This window comes from Bacillus sp. FSL P4-0290 (genome assembly GCF_037975435.1).
Classification (GTDB): Bacteria; Bacillota; Bacilli; order Bacillales; family Bacillaceae; genus Bacillus; species Bacillus subtilis.
Genome location: NZ_CP150253.1, coordinates 195572 through 212572 on the forward strand (window position 1 = coordinate 195572; position 17001 = coordinate 212572).

General features: G+C 40.8%; 15 protein-coding genes. 14 read left to right on the forward strand and 1 reads right to left on the reverse strand.

The features are described 5' to 3' along the window. Positions 1 to 113 precede the first annotated feature (113 nt). The 5 genes from cdaA to MKY10_RS01145 all read left to right on the forward strand — a co-directional run bounded on the left by cdaA (position 114) and on the right by MKY10_RS01145 (position 6170). Positions 114 to 935, forward strand: a complete 822-nt coding sequence (gene cdaA / locus MKY10_RS01125; protein ID WP_003223651.1) for a diadenylate cyclase CdaA — start codon at positions 114 to 116, stop codon at positions 933 to 935. Next, positions 928 to 2382, forward strand: coding sequence for a CdaA regulatory protein CdaR (gene cdaR, locus MKY10_RS01130; protein WP_015252963.1), 1455 nt, complete (start codon positions 928 to 930; stop codon positions 2380 to 2382). The genes cdaA and cdaR overlap by 8 nt, the downstream gene beginning before the upstream one ends. Positions 2383 to 2400: 18 nt before the next feature. Next, positions 2401 to 3747, forward strand: a complete 1347-nt coding sequence (glmM, locus tag MKY10_RS01135) for a phosphoglucosamine mutase (protein ID WP_003234946.1) — start codon at positions 2401 to 2403, stop codon at positions 3745 to 3747. Between the two features lie 433 nt (positions 3748 to 4180). Beyond that, positions 4181 to 5983, forward strand: a complete 1803-nt coding sequence (gene glmS / locus MKY10_RS01140) for a glutamine--fructose-6-phosphate transaminase (isomerizing) (protein WP_015252962.1) — start codon at positions 4181 to 4183, stop codon at positions 5981 to 5983. A gap of 46 nt (positions 5984 to 6029) precedes the next feature. Next, a complete protein-coding gene (locus MKY10_RS01145) occupies positions 6030 to 6170 on the forward strand; it encodes a hypothetical protein (RefSeq protein WP_015252961.1) in 141 nt (46 codons plus the stop codon). A 280-nt stretch (positions 6171 to 6450) separates the two neighbouring features. Here MKY10_RS01145 and alkA read toward each other — a convergent pair whose 3' ends face one another. Further along, on the reverse strand, positions 6451 to 7362 hold the full coding sequence (alkA, locus tag MKY10_RS01150) for a DNA-3-methyladenine glycosidase II (protein WP_015252960.1): 912 nt from the start codon (positions 7360 to 7362) through the stop codon (positions 6451 to 6453). Positions 7363 to 7634: 272 nt separating this feature from the next. Between alkA and adaA the strand changes: the two genes are divergently transcribed. From adaA to MKY10_RS01195, 9 genes are all read left to right on the forward strand, one after another. Beyond that, positions 7635 to 8270: a bifunctional transcriptional activator/DNA repair enzyme AdaA gene (adaA, locus tag MKY10_RS01155; RefSeq protein ID WP_014478655.1), complete on the forward strand. Its 636-nt coding sequence runs from the start codon at positions 7635 to 7637 to the stop codon at positions 8268 to 8270. Continuing rightward, entirely contained in the window at positions 8257 to 8796 is a 540-nt protein-coding gene (adaB, locus tag MKY10_RS01160) for a methylated-DNA--[protein]-cysteine S-methyltransferase (RefSeq protein WP_015252959.1), read from the forward strand. The genes adaA and adaB overlap by 14 nt, the downstream gene beginning before the upstream one ends. A gap of 518 nt (positions 8797 to 9314) precedes the next feature. Continuing rightward, positions 9315 to 10832 carry an NADH dehydrogenase subunit 5 gene (locus tag MKY10_RS01165; RefSeq protein WP_015252958.1) on the forward strand — a complete coding sequence of 506 codons (1518 nt, stop codon included), beginning with the start codon at positions 9315 to 9317 and terminating at the stop codon, positions 10830 to 10832. Positions 10833 to 10846: 14 nt separating this feature from the next. Beyond that, a complete protein-coding gene (locus tag MKY10_RS01170) occupies positions 10847 to 13459 on the forward strand; it encodes a YbcC family protein (protein WP_339226054.1) in 2613 nt (870 codons plus the stop codon). A 76-nt stretch (positions 13460 to 13535) separates the two neighbouring features. Continuing rightward, on the forward strand, positions 13536 to 14066 hold the full coding sequence (locus MKY10_RS01175) for a hypothetical protein (RefSeq protein ID WP_015252955.1): 531 nt from the start codon (positions 13536 to 13538) through the stop codon (positions 14064 to 14066). A 60-nt stretch (positions 14067 to 14126) separates the two neighbouring features. Beyond that, the gene (locus MKY10_RS01180; protein WP_015252954.1) at positions 14127 to 14417 is read left to right on the forward strand and encodes a DUF6407 family protein; all 291 of its coding nucleotides are present in this window, start codon (positions 14127 to 14129) and stop codon (positions 14415 to 14417) included. 57 nt (positions 14418 to 14474) lie between these two features. Beyond that, a complete protein-coding gene (locus tag MKY10_RS01185; protein WP_003246482.1) occupies positions 14475 to 14849 on the forward strand; it encodes a DUF2294 domain-containing protein in 375 nt (124 codons plus the stop codon). Between the two features lie 496 nt (positions 14850 to 15345). Continuing rightward, positions 15346 to 15648, forward strand: a complete 303-nt coding sequence (locus MKY10_RS01190) for a metalloregulator ArsR/SmtB family transcription factor (protein ID WP_003234907.1) — start codon at positions 15346 to 15348, stop codon at positions 15646 to 15648. 126 nt (positions 15649 to 15774) lie between these two features. Then, the gene (locus tag MKY10_RS01195) at positions 15775 to 16947 is read left to right on the forward strand and encodes an MFS transporter (RefSeq protein ID WP_042977364.1); all 1173 of its coding nucleotides are present in this window, start codon (positions 15775 to 15777) and stop codon (positions 16945 to 16947) included. The last annotated feature ends 54 nt before the right edge of the window (positions 16948 to 17001 follow it).

The following is a 17001-nucleotide window of genomic DNA, read 5'->3' on the forward strand; positions in this document are numbered from 1 at the left end:
ACATTTCACTTGCTAAATCGAAATGTGGTATAATGGGCTCGCTATGTAAAGTACATATGCGTAACACGTAAAACACAAAATACGAAATGACTGAAATCTTGGAGGACGAGGAAATGGCTTTTGAGGATATCCCTTTTTTGCAGTACCTCGGCAATGCCGTTGATATTCTCCTTGTTTGGTATGTGATATATAAATTGATTATGGTGATACGCGGCACGAAAGCGGTTCAGCTGTTAAAAGGAATTGTAGTCATCGTGCTTGTTCGTATGGCCAGCCAATATTTGGGCCTCAGCACACTTCAATGGCTGATGGACCAAGCGATAACATGGGGATTTTTAGCAATTATTATTATTTTTCAGCCTGAGCTGAGAAGAGCGCTTGAACAGCTAGGCCGCGGCCGCTTTTTTTCGAGGAGCGGCACGCCTGTTGAAGAAGCGCAGCAGAAAACGATTGAGGCCATTACAAAAGCGATCAATTATATGGCGAAACGCCGTATAGGCGCCCTGCTGACCATTGAGCGGGATACTGGAATGGGGGATTATATTGAGACCGGCATACCACTAAATGCCAAAGTCAGCTCTGAGCTGCTGATAAATATTTTTATTCCAAACACCCCGCTTCATGACGGTGCGGTGATTATGAAAAATAATGAAATTGCCGCGGCCGCCTGTTATCTGCCGCTTTCTGAGAGCCCGTTTATTTCAAAGGAACTGGGCACGCGGCACAGAGCAGCTGTCGGTATCAGTGAAGTAACAGACAGTTTGACGATTATTGTGTCTGAAGAGACCGGCGGCGTCAGTGTGGCAAAGAACGGCGACCTTCACAGAGAGCTGACAGAAGAAGCGCTGAAAGAAATGCTTGAAGCCGAGTTTAAGAAAAACACCAGAGACACTTCTTCTAACCGCTGGTATTGGAGGGGCAAGAAAAATGGATAAATTCTTAAACAACCGCTGGGCTGTGAAAATCATTGCTCTGCTTTTCGCGCTCTTGCTTTATGTGGCGGTTAACAGCAACCAAGCACCGACTCCGAAAAAACCGGGTGAATCTTTCTTTCCGACATCAACAACTGATGAAGCAACTCTGACTGATATTCCGGTTAAAGCGTATTATGATGATGAAAATTACGTCGTGACGGGTGTTCCGCAAACGGTTAATGTCACGATAAAAGGCTCGACAAGCGCCGTGAAAAAGGCTCGGCAGACCAAGAACTTTGAAATATATGCTGATATGGAACATTTGAAAACCGGCACACATAAGGTTGAGCTTAAGGCCAAAAACGTGTCGGATGGGCTGACAATCTCAATTAATCCGTCTGTTACGACAGTGACCATTCAGGAACGGACGACCAAAAGTTTTCCCGTAGAAGTGGAGTACTACAACAAAAGCAAGATGAAAAAAGGCTATTCTCCGGAGCAGCCGATTGTCAGTCCGAAAAATGTGCAGATTACCGGATCGAAAAATGTCATCGATAATATTTCTCTTGTAAAAGCTTCAGTGAATTTGGAAAACGCAGATGAAACGATTGAAAAGGAAGCGAAAGTGACTGTCTATGATAAAGACGGAAACGCGCTTCCTGTCGACGTGGAGCCCTCGGTCATCAAGATTACCGTTCCGGTGACAAGCCCGAGTAAAAAAGTGCCCTTTAAAATTGAACGGACAGGAAGCCTTCCTGACGGTGTCAGCATAGCGAATATTGAATCCAGCCCCAGTGAGGTAACGGTTTACGGCTCACAGGATGTGTTGGATTCTCTTGAATTTATTGACGGCGTCAGCTTAGATTTAAGTAAAATTAACAAGGATTCCGATATCGAGGCAGATATTCCGCTTCCTGACGGTGTCAAAAAAATCTCACCGTCAAAGGTGACTTTGCATATAGAAGTCGACAGTGAAGCGGATCAGAAGTTCGAGAATGTCCCTATCAAGACTGTAGGGCTGAGCAGCTCACAAAACATTGAATTTCTTGATCCTGAATCACAAGCGATAGATGTAACGGCTAAAGGCTCTCCCGCGAATATAAAAAAGCTGAAAAAATCAGATATTGAATTGTATGTGAATGTTTCAGATTTAGAGGACGGGGAGCATAGCGTGAAGCTTGAAGTGAACGGGCCACAGAATGTAACTTGGTCCTTGGGGCGGAAAAACGCCAAAATCAAGCTGACGTCTAAGAAAAGCAATACATCAACGAATGATAACAGCAGCAATACATCAGGGAACCAGGATGACACAGATAAACAAACAAATGATCAAAAGAACAATCAGCAAGAAGATACAAAGAACACTGATAAAAACAACAACGATCAAAACCAAGACGAAAATAAAGATCAAAACCAAGATCAGGATGAGGATGAATCCACTGCGAATTCACAATCCTCATCGGAATAAAAAAGGAGCGATTATAAAATGGGCAAGTATTTTGGAACAGACGGTGTAAGAGGTGTCGCCAATAGTGAGCTTACACCTGAGCTGGCCTTTAAAGTCGGACGTTTCGGCGGTTATGTGCTGACAAAAGACAAACAACGTCCAAAAGTGCTGATAGGCCGCGATACACGCATCTCCGGCCATATGCTGGAGGGAGCCCTTGTCGCCGGACTTTTATCCATTGGCGCAGAAGTCATGCGTCTGGGCGTCATTTCTACACCAGGTGTATCTTATTTGACAAAAGCGATGGATGCAGAGGCGGGCGTCATGATTTCCGCTTCTCATAACCCAGTGCAGGATAACGGCATCAAATTCTTTGGGGGAGATGGATTTAAGCTTTCTGATGAACAAGAGGCTGAAATTGAGCGCCTGATGGACGAACCTGAGGATAAGCTGCCAAGACCTGTCGGAGCAGACCTTGGACTTGTAAACGATTATTTTGAAGGCGGACAAAAATATCTGCAATTCTTAAAACAGACAGCTGATGAAGATTTCACAGGCATTCATGTGGCATTGGACTGTGCCAATGGCGCAACGTCATCCTTGGCGACACACCTGTTTGCTGATTTAGATGCAGATGTTTCTACAATGGGGACTTCCCCGAACGGATTAAACATTAATGACGGCGTCGGTTCGACTCATCCCGAAGCGCTCAGCGCGTTTGTCAAAGAGAAAAACGCGGATCTCGGTCTTGCGTTCGACGGTGACGGCGACCGCCTGATTGCTGTCGATGAAAAAGGAAATATTGTAGACGGCGACCAAATCATGTACATATGCTCAAAACATCTGAAATCAGAGGGCCGTTTAAAGGATGATACAGTGGTTTCAACCGTGATGAGCAACCTCGGCTTCTATAAGGCGCTCGAAAAAGAAGGCATCAAAAGCGTGCAGACAGCTGTCGGCGACCGCTACGTAGTAGAAGCAATGAAAAAAGACGGCTACAACGTCGGCGGAGAGCAGTCAGGACATCTTATTTTCCTTGATTACAACACGACAGGGGACGGTTTATTGTCTGCTATTATGCTGATGAACACTTTGAAAGCAACAGGCAAGCCGCTGTCAGAGCTTGCAGCTGAAATGCAGAAGTTCCCGCAGCTGTTAGTCAATGTGAGAGTGACTGATAAATATAAAGTTGAAGAAAATGAAAAAGTAAAAGCAGTTATTTCTGAAGTTGAAAAAGAAATGAACGGCGACGGCCGGATTTTGGTGCGCCCTTCAGGAACTGAACCGCTCGTCCGTGTCATGGCTGAAGCGAAGACGAAAGAGCTGTGCGATGAGTATGTCAATCGCATTGTTGAAGTCGTCCGGTCAGAAATGGGATTAGAGTAACGAAGTCTATTATCAGAGAGTGAACAAGACAAGCGAGGATTACATAAGATAATTGTGAGACATACGGCAAAGTTGTTTAAAAAACAATTGACCGTTTATGCCACATGTTGTAAAATCAAGCTTGTCTTGTTCTTATTTTCTCAATAGGAAAAGAAGACGGGATTATTGCTTTACCTATAATTATAGCGCCCGAACTAAGCGCCCGGAAAAAGGCTTAGTTGACGAGGATGGAGGTTATCGAATTTTCGGCGGATGCCTCCCGGCTGAGTGTGCAGATCACAGCCGTAAGGATTTCTTCAAACCAAGGGGGTGACTCCTTGAACAAAGAGAAATCACATGATCTTCCAAAAAACATGTAGGAGGGGACGATTGAAAGTCCCCTTGAAATTTGACTTTCTTCGTCTCCTTTTACAATCTTAGGAGGAAGAAAAATATGTGTGGAATCGTAGGTTATATCGGTCAGCTTGATGCGAAGGAAATTTTATTAAAAGGGTTAGAGAAGCTTGAGTATCGCGGTTATGACTCTGCTGGTATTGCTGTTGCCAACGAACAGGGAATCCATGTGTTCAAAGAAAAAGGACGCATTGCAGATCTTCGTGAAGTTGTGGATGCCAATGTAGAGGCGAAAGCCGGAATTGGGCATACTCGCTGGGCTACACACGGCGAACCAAGCTATCTGAACGCTCACCCGCATCAAAGCGCACTGGGCCGCTTTACACTTGTTCATAACGGCGTGATCGAGAACTATGTTCAGCTGAAGCAAGAGTATTTGCAAGATGTAGAGCTCAAAAGTGACACCGATACAGAAGTAGTCGTTCAAGTAATCGAGCAATTCGTCAATGGAGGACTTGAGACAGAAGAAGCGTTCCGTAAAACACTTACACTGTTAAAAGGCTCTTATGCAATTGCTTTATTCGATAACGACAACAGAGAAACGATTTTTGTAGCGAAAAACAAAAGCCCTCTATTAGTAGGTCTTGGAGATACATTCAACGTCGTAGCATCTGATGCAATGGCGATGCTTCAAGTAACCAACGAATATGTTGAGCTGATGGATAAAGAAATGGTTATCGTCACTGATGACCAAGTTGTCATCAAAAACCTTGATGGTGACGTGATTACACGTGCGTCTTATATTGCTGAGCTTGATGCCAGTGATATCGAAAAAGGCACGTACCCTCACTACATGTTGAAAGAAACGGATGAGCAGCCTGTTGTTATGCGCAAAATCATCCAAACGTATCAAGATGAAAACGGCAAGCTGTCTGTGCCTGGTGATATCGCTGCCGCTGTAGCGGAAGCGGACCGCATCTATATCATTGGCTGCGGAACAAGCTACCATGCAGGACTTGTCGGTAAACAATATATTGAAATGTGGGCAAACGTGCCGGTTGAAGTGCATGTAGCGAGTGAATTCTCCTACAACATGCCGCTTCTGTCTAAGAAACCGCTCTTCATTTTCCTTTCTCAAAGCGGAGAAACAGCAGACAGCCGCGCGGTTCTCGTTCAAGTCAAAGCACTCGGACACAAAGCCCTGACAATCACAAACGTACCTGGATCAACGCTTTCTCGTGAAGCTGACTATACATTGCTGCTTCATGCAGGCCCTGAGATCGCTGTTGCGTCAACGAAAGCATACACTGCACAAATTGCAGTTCTTGCGGTTCTTGCTTCTGTGGCTGCTGACAAAAACGGCATCGATATCGGATTTGACCTCGTCAAAGAACTCGGTATCGCTGCAAACGCAATGGAAGCTCTATGCGACCAGAAAGACGAAATGGAAATGATCGCCCGTGAATACCTGACTGTATCCAGAAACGCTTTCTTCATCGGACGCGGCCTTGACTACTTCGTATGTGTCGAAGGCGCACTGAAGCTGAAAGAGATTTCTTACATCCAGGCAGAAGGTTTTGCCGGCGGTGAGCTAAAGCACGGAACGATTGCCTTGATCGAACAAGGAACACCAGTATTCGCACTGGCAACTCAAGAGCACGTAAACCTAAGCATCCGCGGAAACGTCAAAGAAGTTGCCGCTCGCGGAGCAAACACATGCATCATCTCACTGAAAGGCCTAGACGATGCGGATGACAGATTCGTACTGCCGGAAGTAAACCCAGCACTTGCTCCGTTGGTATCTGTTGTTCCATTGCAGCTGATCGCTTACTATGCTGCACTGCATCGCGGCTGTGATGTTGATAAACCGCGTAACCTTGCGAAGAGTGTTACTGTGGAGTAATAAATGTTTAACCCCTTTGGATAAGATTGTCTAAAGGGGTGTTTTTATGTCCAAAAGAGAAAGAACGTCTACAGTGGAAAAATGGATTAAAGAAGGTGATGCTACAGGACTCGACTATCTATCGGCCATGGCTATAGATTTAAGATGTTTCCACATTAGGTCGGTTAACGAGGTTAAAAGTCATTAAGACTTGGAGAGAAACTGCTTTTGCCTAACTGAGTTTTCTGATGTTAATACAGATATAAGAGAGCAGTTCCTCATTAAGATACGCTTTTGATAGCAGTTGGAATTTAGCATGCTAGAAATCCGAAAATCGAAGAGCCTATTGGAATGATAACGTGTTTTTTTATTGTCAATTAATAAAGGCAAAAGAATTCTAGAAGTCGCACTTACAATGTACTTGTGAGATTAGGTTTTAAAGTTCATCCTTTTTTTATTGAGTACATTCCGGTTTAAGTTGAAATGATTCAGTAAAGGACACGCCATAAATAAAAGGTAGCGTATGACTCCCATTTTTTCCATGAAAACGATATTTCTAAGATTTCATCTTTCGTAGGCTTTCGATTCATATTACGTAATATTTTTATCGAACGAATTAGACACACATCATCGATTGGAAAAGCTGTCGGGAACCTAAGGCAGCGCATTAGAACATAATTGGCTGTCCAAGGACCGATTCCTCGTATTTTAATTAAGTTTTTTTCAGCATCTTTAAAGTTCATTTTCATTAATTTTTCCCTCGATAATTCTCCACTTGCCATTAATCTGGCTATTCCAATGATATATTCACTTTTTTTTACCGTCATTTTAATATCTGCCAGGTCGGTAGGGGTTAACCGTGCAATTCGTTCGTACGGTGGGAACACCCAATACTTTTTACCATTCCATTCAATAGAATCGCCAAATGCTTCTACAAATTGCTTCTTTAAGGAGTACGCGAAGGCTAAGTTAATTTGTTGCCCTAAAACTCCCCAACATAAAGCTTCAAATAAATCGGGAATGCCGATCACTCGCAACCCATAAAATTTTCGGGCAGGCATTTTAAGTAATGGATCTGCTTTTGCCATTTCATAAAATGGAGTTAAATCGTTATCAAGATCAAACCATTCATGAATATATTTTACAATCTCTTCCCGTTTCCACTGCTCAACAGGTCTAGAATCGTTTAGGAATTGAACAATCATTTGTTTATTATTGATTACGCTTACCTGCACTAAGGACCGAATTTCCCCAATGGCTATAACTTTTGTAATGATATTGTTTTCTATTTCATACATGCATTCATTTTTTTCCCTGGTTAGGTAGCCTAGGTTCGCATTCATGTCGAATGTTTCAGGTAATGTAATGACGATAACATCATTGACTTCATGCCATGTCACTTTTTCATTCTCCTTATCTTAAATAATTATAAGAAAACTCACGCTGGTTGAAATTAGTTTATCACATAATCATCTTTACTCATTTTGTTATCTTGCTATTACATTCTAACCACCTTATTTTTTTCTATTTATGAGGTTATAGTGTAGTTATCAAGAATGCTAAACGGGAGTAGATAAAAATGGCCCAAGATATAAAAAACGCGTGTCGAAAATTTAAATTGGGATTCAATTCAAACTGAATTAGATGAGCATTGTAAGGAGAGGTGAGATAAATGCCGGATAGTATCAATAACGGACATAAAGAGAGCCATGAGCATAGAATTTCGAATGATGCAGAAATGATAACAGATGAAAAGTGGCAAGCCATTATAAATAATGATGCAGCGTACAATAATCAATTTTTCTACGCTGTAAAATCGACAGGGATATTCTGTAAACCATCCTGTAAATCTCGCGTTCCGAAAAAAGAAAATGTATGCATTTTTCCAAACGCAGAACAAGCTCTCCGCGCAAATTTTCGCCCTTGTAAACGTTGCAAGCCCACTAATGAAAAAATGCCTGATAGCGAGTGGGTTGATTTAATTACTGAATACATTGATAAAAATTTCACAGAAAAATTAACGCTAGAATCGTTAGCAGATATTTGTCATGGGAGTCCGTATCATATGCATCGAACATTTAAAAAGATTAAAGGCATTACGCTGGTTGAGTATATACAACAAGTTAGAGTACACGCGGCTAAAAAGTATTTGATTCAGACAAATAAATCGATTGGAGATATCGCTATATGTGTGGGTATAGCTAACGCGCCTTATTTTATTACTTTATTTAAAAAGAAAACTGGACAGACACCAGCACAATTTCGTCAAATGAGTAAAATGGAGGAAACGTACAATGGAAACAAATAAACCAACCCTTTATTGGTCTTTACTAATGTTCAAGAATTGGAATTTTTATATTGCTTCAACTTTAAAGGGGCTTGTGTTTGTAGGTTCACAGAACAAACCAATCGAGGAATTGTTCGAATGGGCTAGGAAACGCTTTCCGGGAAGTCTTCTTGTTGAAGATGATGATAAGCTTGAACCCTATGCCGTTGAAATCACTCAATATCTAGAAGGAAAGCGGAAAAACTTTACTGTTCCAGTTGAGTACGCCGGTACGCAATTTCAGCTAGCCGTCTGGAATGCACTTTGTGAAATTCCTTATGGACAGACGAAATCCTATTCCGACATTGCAAATGATATAAATAAACCAGCAGCTGTTCGTGCTGTAGGTGCGGCTATTGGGGCTAATCCGGTATTAATTACTGTACCGTGCCATCGTGTAATAGGAAAGAATGGCTCATTAACTGGCTATCGGGGCGGATTTGAAATGAAGACACTGCTCCTCGATCTGGAAAAGCGAGCTTCATCTGAAATGGATGTTCCTCATTGAAAGTGAATCATCTATAATGGGTTGGATTCTTTTAGAGGAAAGTAAAGACCAGTTTACTGATAAACTTGACAACTTTTAAAATTTAGCATATCTTATACGTAACTTAATAATCGATGCAGATGTTTATTTTTCCTTTTAAAATATGTAGGCCTTTAGCATTCTTTTCATATTTAATTTTAAATATTGATAGGATGAAAAAGTATCCTAATAAAAAAGGAAGAGAACATGAGTCGATTTATTTGATAATCAGGACTATATTAAAGGAAATGAAAACATAGCATAAAGTAAAGACCAATAATAAGGTAGCACTTCAAAAAACTTCGCTGAAGTTAGTTGAAGTGAAGCCGACAATTTTCAGGATTCAATGATCTAACATAATCATTGAAATTTTGAAGTTGTCGGCTTTTTTGTTGGAAAAAAATAGAGATAAATAAAAATTGAAATAAATAATAGACAAATATGATCTGATTGAAAGGTCTTTTGACCAATAATGAGTTTTAAAAAAGGGAGAATTTAGAATGTTAGTTTCGCTGAGTTTGTCATCATTATTAACATTATTTTTTATTATGCTTATGGCTTCTGGGATTAGTGGACTATTGTTTTTACATCCGCGAGTACCCTTGAGTTTTGTTCGCATTCATATTGGGATCTTGGCTTTACCACTTTTGGTTTCCTTACTGATTCTTGCCAATAGTGGTGTGAGTGGAAATGTTGGCCCTTGGCACTTAGATTCCTTAGCTTGTTTAATGACTTTCTTTGTTCTTGCAATTGGATTCATCATTCAGCGTTTTTCTGTACGTTACTTAATGGGGGATCGATCTTATCGAAAATATTTTGCGCTTTTTACTTTCACAACAGGTGCTGCTTCTATGACATGGTTAAGTGGTGATCTCCGCTTGATGGTTCTATTTTGGGGAGCGACTCTTGTTGGATTAACCTTACTTATTAGGTTAAACAGTGCTTGGCAAGTGGCTAGTGAAGCAGCCAAAATTTCTGGCCGGTTATTTTTGTTAAGTTGGTTTTCTTTGTTTTTTGCGATGATGTGGCTTTTTCATGCCACAGGTCAATGGCAGTTATCATTGGTTGTAACAAATGAAAGTATAGCTGGGCTGGGAGAATGGGAGAGAACAGGGATTCAGCTATTGATTGTACTGGCGGTGATCATTCCTGCAGGTCAATGGCCGTTCCAAAGATGGTTGGTTGAGTCTATTGTTGCTCCAACCCCAGTTTCTGCAATTATGCATGCAGGTTTAGTAAATGCTGGAGGAATAATACTAACTCGATTTTCACCTCTATTTCATGGTGGTATCGCTTCGATTATCTTACTTCTGCTTGCTGGCATTTCTGTATTGATTGGAACTGGAATTAGTTTAGTCCAGGTTGATTATAAACGCCAGTTAGTAGGCTCCACGATTGGACAAATGGGGTTTATGCTCATTCAGTGTGCATTAGGCGCCTATATAGCAGCCATTATTCATCTTATTTTACATGGTTTATTCAAAGCTACGTTGTTTCTACAAGCTGGTTCAGCAGTAGGGCGTCATGAAGTATCGGCTCGCACTAATGAAAGAACATCCTATTTATGGGTCATGGCTGGTCGGATTTTATCCTTAGTTATAGGTGTTGCTTTTTGGCTCACTGCTCCTGGAGACGGGTATCACTTAATCAGTGCGCTGATCTTAGGGTGGTCATTGTCCGTTTCTTGGACTCAGCTTGTCGCTTTTGGAGAGGGCCGAATTGGCCGAATTGCCGGCTTAACTGTTTTAGGAGGAGCAGCCCTCGTATATTTTATCATTCATCACCTTTTCTATAAGTGGCTGCATACAACCATTTTTCAAAGTGTTCAACCTCCAATGTCAGCTGTCATGATTGTCGTATGTCTCTTACTATTTGGCAGTGCTTTAGGTACGTGGGTTGCTCGTCATCGTTCTTCCGTTTTTTTCGCGGTACTCTATCTTTGGTTAGTTCGATTAGGTGAAGCAAAACCAAAGTCAGTAGAGAGTCACCCAGACTACCTTAAACAATATATTTCATAAGGAGCTAATCTGAGATGGGCATTACATCCGTATTAACGAAAGATAATGTAAACAAGATAGATACAGATATTGATGTTCAAGAAAGGGATCTTAACGTTTTCATTACATCTGCCAGCCGAGTGATTGCGCCACTTTGGCCTATTTCTACATTTGCTGCACGTAATCCGTGGATGGGACTTGAAAACCAACCTTTTGATCAGGTTGCAAGTTGGTTGAAAAACACTCGTGATGTTGATATATACCCTAGTGCGTCTATGATCCGTTCAGCAAAGAATAAAGGTGAGATTGATGAAGATTTTGTGGAAATGGGGCTGCAGCGTTGGCTTGATTCACATTCCTATCACATCCCACGGGACGTGGCAGAGCGATTTTGTCATGCTGCATTAAAGTTAGATCCCCTGCCTTCCGACCTTTTATCATCACATGAGCTGGAGAAATTAGTAAGTGAATGTAGTGGATTGGATCATATCGAGAATGTGTTTATGCAGCCACTAAGTTCGTATATAGAGAATCAAGATGGTGAAAGGCTAGTCAATATACTAGATCATCATGTCATTAAGTGGAGTAAATTATATCTTGATGACTCTCAAGCAGGCTGGACAATGCCTAATCGTGAGGAAGGTTTCTATCGTGCTTGGCAGCATCTCATTCAATATGATCCAGCACTTAGCAAAAAGCAGCGAGAAAGGGTAAAGGATTGGCCGAAAGAGGCACATTTGGCTTTACAGGAAGCCTTATTCGCACTAGAAATCCCAGAGTCAGAAATCCAGACTTATCTTGAAGGTCATTTACTTTCATTACCTGGATGGGCAGGGATGATGCTTTGGCGCTCCCAGCAATCGAGCCACGAACATGCACTCCTAACAGAATACTTAGCGGTTCGAATATCCATGGAGTGGGCTCTTATAAAGCCATACTTACCTTTGAATGAACGATCTAAGAAAACAATTTCAATTGCTCCCCTTATAGCAGCTTGGATTCATTGGGGTGGGCATACATTAGAAGAATGGTCACAGATGACGGCCATTGAACAAAACGAATATTTATCATTTGCCTACAGCTTTGATGAGAAACTTCGCAAGAAACTTTGGTTAGAAGCTTGGGAACAAACGTACACTGATCGATTAAGCCAGAAGATCATCTCGAAACAACGTGAAACCGGCGGTGAAAAATCTGCATTAGCTCAATTAGCATTCTGCATCGATGTACGATCAGAACCTTTTCGTCGTCAACTAGAAAAAGAAGGTCCGTTTGAAACGATTGGTATTGCTGGTTTCTTCGGGGTGCCAATTGCAACTTGTGAACTTGGCAGTAAACACAGTCATGCTTCCTTGCCGATCATACAAAAACCGCAATATAAAATAAAAGAGTTCGCAGATGAGGATGTATTCAAAAAATACAATCAACGGAAGCAAGCAATTCATTCTTTAAGCCATACCTTTAAAACGATGAAGCAGAATGCGCTTTCGAGCTTACTACTGCCTGAGCTAAGCGGACCTTGGCTTACTCTGCAAATGGCAGCCCGTAGCTTTGTGCCAAGAAAGGCGGGTCGTTTCATTCGTAATCTCCGTGAGGCTTGGTTACGCAAACCTGATACAAAACTCTCGCTTCATCATGATGCTACAGAGGCAGAAATACCTGTGGGTTTTACTGATGAAGAAAAAGTGAACTATGCTCGCCAAGCATTAAAAATGATGGGGTTAACAGAGAACATCGCACCATTGGTCGTAATTTGCGGGCATGGCAGTCAAAGCACTAATAATCCTTATTCTGCAGCCCTTGATTGTGGTGCCTGCGGTGGAGCGGCCGGTGGATTCAATGCAAGAGTTTTAGCTGCTTTATGTAATCTATCAGAGGTACGAGAAGCTCTTTTAGCTGAAGGAATTAAAATTCCTGAGGATACGGTTTTTGCAGCAGCTGAACATAATACAACAGTAGATGAATTACATTGGCTTTATGTACCAGAGCTTTCCGAAGCTGCACAAGAAGCATTTGAACAAATTGAAGCCGTTATGCCGAAAGTGAGACATCATGTAAACGCAGAACGTCTAGCCCAATTACCGAATTTCCAATCGAAGCTAAAAAATCCGAAGGCTGAGGCAAACCGATTTGCGGAAGATTGGAGTGAGATACGTCCGGAATGGGGACTGGCTCGTAATGCCGCTTTTATTATCGGTAAACGTGAACTAACTCAGGATTGTGATTTGGAAGGCAGAGCCTTTCTCCATAATTATGATTGGAAGCAGGATGAAAGCGGTGAACTCCTAGCAAATATTATTGCAGGACCTGGAACTGTAGCCCAATGGATTAATTTACAATATTACGCATCAACGGTAGCACCTCATTATTATGGCAGCGGAAATAAAGCAACTCAAACCGTTACTGCAGGTCTCGGCGTTATGCAGGGGAATGCAAGCGATTTGTTAGCCGGACTGCCTTGGCAATCCGTCATGGAATCAGATCACGAGGCCTATCATTCTCCTCTTCGTTTATTGATACTCATCCAAGCACCTAGAGAATATGTAGAACGGTTATTAAATAATGATTCAGCATTTCTGCAAAAAGTTCAAAATGGATGGGTCCGACTGGCTAGTATTGATCCAGAAGGATGTTGGGAAAGCTGGTAATGATGAATCTAAGCATTTATCAAATGGATTTGTTACTCAATACAAAAATGATAAACATAAGGAAGAGGTGTGCTGTATGAATGTAAACCAAAATAAAAAAGTATTATTTTTGACGGATATTGAAAACGGTTTGGAGCCTATTTTACAAGAAGCGACTAACACTTCTGCAGAGGATATGTTGACTATACAAAGCTATGGTGCCAGTATTTCACATCCTTATGGAGAAATCATGAGGTCTGTTATTTTTGCGATTTACCAGGAAGATGTTGAGGAGATTTTTGTAGTAGGAACAAAAGATAAGAAGACTTCCGCAGGTAATGGACTAACTCAACTTGAAACAATGAAAGATAAAATACAAACATTGGATTATCTGTTTCAAAATTGCAAGCCTGAATTTTTAGGTGGTACGGTCGATGAATGGCTAAATGAAAATAGCAGTGACACCATTGAAAAAAGTGTTGATATGATTCGACATCATCCACTAGTGCCGTCACATGTTAAAGTTCGAGGTTTACTCGTTAATCATAAGGATGGAAAACCCTCAATTATGGAGGGTCCTGATGCTAAAACAGGTCAAGCCATACCTGATCATTGCTTGTCACGATGAAATACAGGTTCAACTTCTAAACGCACCTATATATGGAGAAAGCAGTTCTAAGGAGATTGTATGAGCGCTAATTTAACTGATTTTGTCACGAAAACAATAGAGGACATGAACTCGTTTGATCGTGAAAATATGGAATGTATGAAAAAACTAATTAGAAAAGCAATTGATTTTTATCATCTAAAGTCTTATGAAGAAGTTGAGGAAACCCATTCAGGAAATGTTCGATTTTTGCATGTCCACTCTATGATGGAAGAAAATATGTTATCCAAAATGATAGTGGTCACAAGAAACGGTAAAACTGATTTGGATATTGAAGGTGTATATGAAGGATATGTTGTAAGAGAATATTAATGAGACGAAATCACAAATAGAATTTGCCAATTTTTTTGCTCAGGAGATGTATTAGATATGAAAAAGTCTAAGGGTTCTATTGAATCAGAGATCAGTAAGTCCATCACTCAATGGGAGAAGGATTATCTTGGACGGGGGTCTGTATCTGTTAAGACTGATATACTGCGGGACATGATCATCGTCAATTTAAAAGGGATTTTAACACCAGCCGAATATGTAGTTTGTGGATCAAAAGAGGGTATGTTATCTATCAAACAAACTCGTTCGGAGTTAGTCGAATCAGGTATAGAAGGCCTTAAGGATATTATCTTAAAAATAACCGGAGAAAAAGTGAAAAGTTTTCATACTGATTTAAGCTCCCGGACAGGTGAACGAGTGATGGTATTTAAATTATGTAATGATCTAGAGAAAAATTTGGAAAAGATCTTATAATCTAAAGAAAATAAATGTTTTGACGGTATGGAATTTGTTGTGAATTGAACATAAAGAAATGCCGATTCTTTTGTTTTACAATTATGGCATCATTGATAACTTTTATTCATATCCTAAGCGGACATAAAGAGATGTCAATTCATAGTACACTGACTTGTTATTCCTGTCGAAAGATCTAACATCCGCTGTTGTTATGAGCGGATGTTTTTTTACATCTATTTTAAATACATGAATTTGATGCTGGTGATTAGTCACTTGAACAATATTAAATTCATTTTAATTGAAAACATCCTTGTCACCTGCCAGGTTCACCCAAGTGTTTTGTGAAATGATTATGAGACCAATTTCGTAAAGCTTGATGATAAATTTAAGCGGTGAACAAAATTGATATGCTGTCTTCAGTTTCATTTCACGGAATTAGTCAGAGATAAACCTTTAATTAAATATATCCAAAAAACGGATTGACATATCGAAATATAACGATATAATAATCGATATGGAACCAATTGAAGTATTCAAAGCCTTATCAAATGAATCAAGGCTGCAAATTTTACAATGGCTGAAGGAGCCCGATCGTCATTTTGCACCCCATGAAGGGATTGATATGAACACAATCGGGGTATGTGTCAGTCAAATAACAGACAAATTGAAAATGACGCAATCGACAGCTTCTCAATATCTTACCATCCTTTTAAGAGCCGGCCTAATTAAGGCGGAGCGAATCGGAAAGTACACGTATTACAAAAGAGATGAAGAAGCCATTGGGAAACTTGCTGACTTTCTTAAAACAGAGATATAAAAATAAACATCAAAAGATGTTTATTTTTATATCATACATATCGACATATTACGATGTGTTTATTTTTTATAATAACATATCGATAATTCGTGATATGTTTATTAATAATTAAGGAGTGAATGTTTTATGTCTAACACTTGGAAAATTTATATTTTAGCCATTGTCAGCTTTTTAGTTGGAACCTCAGAGTACATCATTTCCGGAATTTTGGATCAAATTGCTCATACTCTCGGGATCACTTTAGCTGCCGCGGGCCAGCTTATTACCATTTTCTCACTTGTATATGCTCTTTCTACACCCGTACTTATGGCGTTGACAGCAAGTATGGATAGACGCAAATTGATGATGTATGCCCTAGGTTTGTTTGTGTTCGGTAATGTCCTGGCTTTTGTACTGCCTGGTTATGGATGGTTTATTGCAGCGCGGATCATTATGGCGATGGGAGCAGGTGTGGTTGTTGTCACCGCATTAACGATTGCCGCTAAGATTGCATCGGAAGGGAAGCAGGGCAGTGCCATCGCTACGGTCGTGATGGGATTTACCGCTTCTTTAATCATTGGTGTTCCGCTTGGAAGAATGATAGCAGTAGCATTAGGCTGGAAGTCTGTATTTGGAGCCATTGCTTTGTTGGGATTGATCGCAATGGTCGTTATTTTCTTTACTCTTCCGCATACTGAAGGGGATAAGCCTGTGCCTTTGCTTCAACAGCTTGCTCTTTTCAAAAAACGGAAAGTGGCTATGGGATTATCAATCACTTTCTTCTGGCTCGGGGGATATTCTGTTGCTTACACTTATTTGTCACCGTATCTCTTGAACATCTCAGGTATAAATGGCAAGCTGCTCAGCGGTGTTTTGCTTATATTTGGAATTGCCAGTTTGGTTGGATCGAAGTTTGGGGGATATAGCACCGATAAATGGGGAGTGCCCTTTACACTCGTTGGCGGGATGACGTTGCATATCGTCACACTGATTCTGCTGTCACTTGTTACTCATTCCTATATCGGAGTGTTGGTGATTCTCATATTATGGTCGTTTGCCGCATGGTCCACCGGTCCGACACAGCAATTTCACCTGGCTACAATAGAACCGGAAATGTCAGGTGTTTTGCTTAGCATGAATCAGTCAATGATGCAATTCGCCATGGCGGTCGGCGCAGGTATAGGAGGAGTTTTTGTGGAAAACGTATCATTGACCTCGATTACCTGGGTTGGTGCGTTAGGGGTTATGATTGCAATTATTACATCATTGATGATTTTCAATTCGCAACCGAAACAAGCGCTAAAAGATATCAATCAATAATTTCGAAAAATCTAACATCCGCTCGTTATACAAGCGGGTGTTTTTTATAAGCAT

What these genes read in the sequence shown, in the direction of transcription:
- cdaA (WP_003223651.1), top strand. Translation starts at nt 114, where the DNA reads ATGGCTTTTGAGGATATCCCTTTTTTGCAGTACCTCGGCAATGCCGTT.
- cdaR (WP_015252963.1), top strand. Translation starts at nt 928, where the DNA reads ATGGATAAATTCTTAAACAACCGCTGGGCTGTGAAAATCATTGCTCTG.
- glmM (WP_003234946.1), top strand. Translation starts at nt 2,401, where the DNA reads ATGGGCAAGTATTTTGGAACAGACGGTGTAAGAGGTGTCGCCAATAGT.
- glmS (WP_015252962.1), top strand. Translation starts at nt 4,181, where the DNA reads ATGTGTGGAATCGTAGGTTATATCGGTCAGCTTGATGCGAAGGAAATT.
- MKY10_RS01145 (WP_015252961.1), top strand. Translation starts at nt 6,030, where the DNA reads ATGTCCAAAAGAGAAAGAACGTCTACAGTGGAAAAATGGATTAAAGAA.
- adaA (WP_014478655.1), top strand. Translation starts at nt 7,635, where the DNA reads ATGCCGGATAGTATCAATAACGGACATAAAGAGAGCCATGAGCATAGA.
- adaB (WP_015252959.1), top strand. Translation starts at nt 8,257, where the DNA reads ATGGAAACAAATAAACCAACCCTTTATTGGTCTTTACTAATGTTCAAG.
- MKY10_RS01165 (WP_015252958.1), top strand. Translation starts at nt 9,315, where the DNA reads ATGTTAGTTTCGCTGAGTTTGTCATCATTATTAACATTATTTTTTATT.
- MKY10_RS01170 (WP_339226054.1), top strand. Translation starts at nt 10,847, where the DNA reads ATGGGCATTACATCCGTATTAACGAAAGATAATGTAAACAAGATAGAT.
- MKY10_RS01175 (WP_015252955.1), top strand. Translation starts at nt 13,536, where the DNA reads ATGAATGTAAACCAAAATAAAAAAGTATTATTTTTGACGGATATTGAA.
- MKY10_RS01180 (WP_015252954.1), top strand. Translation starts at nt 14,127, where the DNA reads ATGAGCGCTAATTTAACTGATTTTGTCACGAAAACAATAGAGGACATG.
- MKY10_RS01185 (WP_003246482.1), top strand. Translation starts at nt 14,475, where the DNA reads ATGAAAAAGTCTAAGGGTTCTATTGAATCAGAGATCAGTAAGTCCATC.
- MKY10_RS01190 (WP_003234907.1), top strand. Translation starts at nt 15,346, where the DNA reads ATGGAACCAATTGAAGTATTCAAAGCCTTATCAAATGAATCAAGGCTG.
- MKY10_RS01195 (WP_042977364.1), top strand. Translation starts at nt 15,775, where the DNA reads ATGTCTAACACTTGGAAAATTTATATTTTAGCCATTGTCAGCTTTTTA.